The sequence below is a fragment of the Psychrilyobacter piezotolerans genome (assembly GCF_003391055.1).
In the GTDB taxonomy this organism is placed as follows: Bacteria; Fusobacteriota; Fusobacteriia; order Fusobacteriales; family Fusobacteriaceae; genus Psychrilyobacter; species Psychrilyobacter piezotolerans.
Map to the genome: position 1 here is coordinate 1 of NZ_QUAJ01000067.1, position 1,829 is coordinate 1,829.

The 1,829-nt window shown below is 29.3% G+C and carries 2 protein-coding genes and 1 pseudogene; 1 reads left to right on the forward strand and 2 read right to left on the reverse strand.

All coding sequences use genetic code 11. From position 1 onward, the window contains the following. Window positions 1-194: pseudogene (locus tag DYH56_RS16085) on the forward strand (YARHG domain-containing protein); the annotation flags it as partial. 400 nt (window positions 195-594) lie between these two features. Here the strand turns inward: DYH56_RS16085 and DYH56_RS15640 are convergent. Both DYH56_RS15640 and DYH56_RS15645 read right to left on the reverse strand, forming a co-directional pair. Continuing rightward, window positions 595-1,179 carry a class I SAM-dependent DNA methyltransferase gene (locus tag DYH56_RS15640; protein ID WP_114643778.1) on the reverse strand — a complete coding sequence of 195 codons (585 nt, stop codon included), beginning with the start codon at window positions 1,177-1,179 and terminating at the stop codon, window positions 595-597. A 155-nt stretch (window positions 1,180-1,334) separates the two neighbouring features. Continuing rightward, window positions 1,335-1,574 carry a hypothetical protein gene (locus DYH56_RS15645; RefSeq protein ID WP_114643779.1) on the reverse strand — a complete coding sequence of 80 codons (240 nt, stop codon included), beginning with the start codon at window positions 1,572-1,574 and terminating at the stop codon, window positions 1,335-1,337. Between the last annotated feature and the right edge of the window lie 255 nt (window positions 1,575-1,829).

The following is a 1,829-nucleotide window of genomic DNA, read 5'->3' on the forward strand; positions in this document are numbered from 1 at the left end:
CAGCGCAAATATCTGGAATAGACATTATGGACTTAGATGATGCTGCTTTAGAACTTATGAGAAACGGGATCTATGCAGAAGCAGGAATGGGTTGTACAGGACCTATCATCCTAGTAAATGATGCTAATAAAGAGAAAGCAATAGTTATCTTAGGAGAAAATGAATATATAGCAGTAGAAAAAACAAGCTGCTAATTATTAATAATAAAAAAAAGGAGTCATCAATTAATTTTGATGGCTCCTCTTTTTGAGTTTTAACTGAAGTTTATAGTCGTTAAGCTTCGGCAGTACTGTTCCTACAATGACGATCGTGACTTACTCCACTAAGACAAGATGGTTTTAGCTTCGGTTTCTCTTTGACATCGTAATTTTCTTATAACTATAAGAAAATTTCGTACTCGTCAATCGAGAAACCATAAAAAGGAAGAGTAAGAAACTCCTTGAACTTTTTCGTTAGTTTTTCTTTCAAGAGAAAAAGTAACTCGTATTAAGGACGAAACCCTTAAAATTTATATTTTTTTCTAATATTACTAGAGAAAATAAAATAATCGCGATATCTAAAGCGTCCCGTACCAAAGGCGGAACCTTTGGATTTTTATTTTTGACAGCTGAAAAAGAAGAATTTTTCATCTTTTATAACAATATTTTTTAAATTTAATTTTAAACACTCTTTCTCTAAAGTCATATCATTGGGAATAGCATCTCTATTTAGATTATAATTTATTTTTTTATGGTGTTCCTTCAATTGATTTCTTGTTTTAGAATGTATTATATAAAAAATTCCACCTTTATTTAATATTTTCGCAGCATTTTCAAATAGAATATCTATTCTTTCAAAGTGAGGAATGCTGTCAAACAATACAATGATATCAAATTTTCTATCTAAATTTATCTTTTCCTCAAAATTCATACAGCAGGTCTCAACTTCAGGAAACCTTTTTTTAAACTCCATTAACATTTCTTCTGAAATATCTATTCCCAGATAATTTTCTGATTTATTAAAATTTAAAAAAGAATAAAAAGTCCCCGTACCTGCACCAACTTCTAAAACATTATTTTCTTTATAAATGTTCATTATTTTTAAACTTTCTTCAATAGCAAAGGTTCTATCATCGGTTAAATAATCCACCCATTTATCTACATTATTATTAAAATATTCTTTATTATTTTGAACTTTCATATATCTCCTCAAATTATAAATTTAATCAGACCCTTTTTAAAAAAACTTCCTTATTCTCTCAAAATACCATAACTTATCAAATCATAATATTTATTGGGGGTAATAGGAACTTTCCCATAAGCTGCTGAATTATTCTGTACAGTAAAAACGTTAAATCATCTTAAAAGATCTTTTAAATGGTCAATGCGATTGAGAATATCACGGTCTATTACATTTGACTGGGACTCGCAATATTTCTGAATCTTTTTAATTGATGCCATTTTCTCGTGAACATCTCTAGAACTATTGATAGAATCTAGGTATTCAAATAATTCTGCATGATCTGAGTATAACGGCAATAACAATTCTTCAAGTTTATTTAATTCATTGTGGAATTTATCTAGACTTTTGCTCATTGGTGCCCTCCTGATCGTATAGAATAACCCAGCTTCTTACAAGTATACTCCATTTAAGTTATAAATTATATACCTTACAAGCTCCTAAATCAAATTTTTTTCACTATAACCTCATAGATTATAGAATATAAAAAAAAGCTAACGCTTCTTCAACCCCCAGCCCCCATCTTGGGGGTTTTTGGTATAATAACTATTATGACTACTATTACACTTAAAGATATTCTTACCAACGACAACCTAAAAGCTTTTTTTAAG

Bases quoted from the DNA above. Each gene is read 5' to 3' on its own strand.
- DYH56_RS15640 (WP_114643778.1), bottom strand. From the start codon at position 1,179: ATGAAAGTTCAAAATAATAAAGAATATTTTAATAATAATGTAGATAAA.
- DYH56_RS15645 (WP_114643779.1), bottom strand. From the start codon at position 1,574: ATGAGCAAAAGTCTAGATAAATTCCACAATGAATTAAATAAACTTGAA.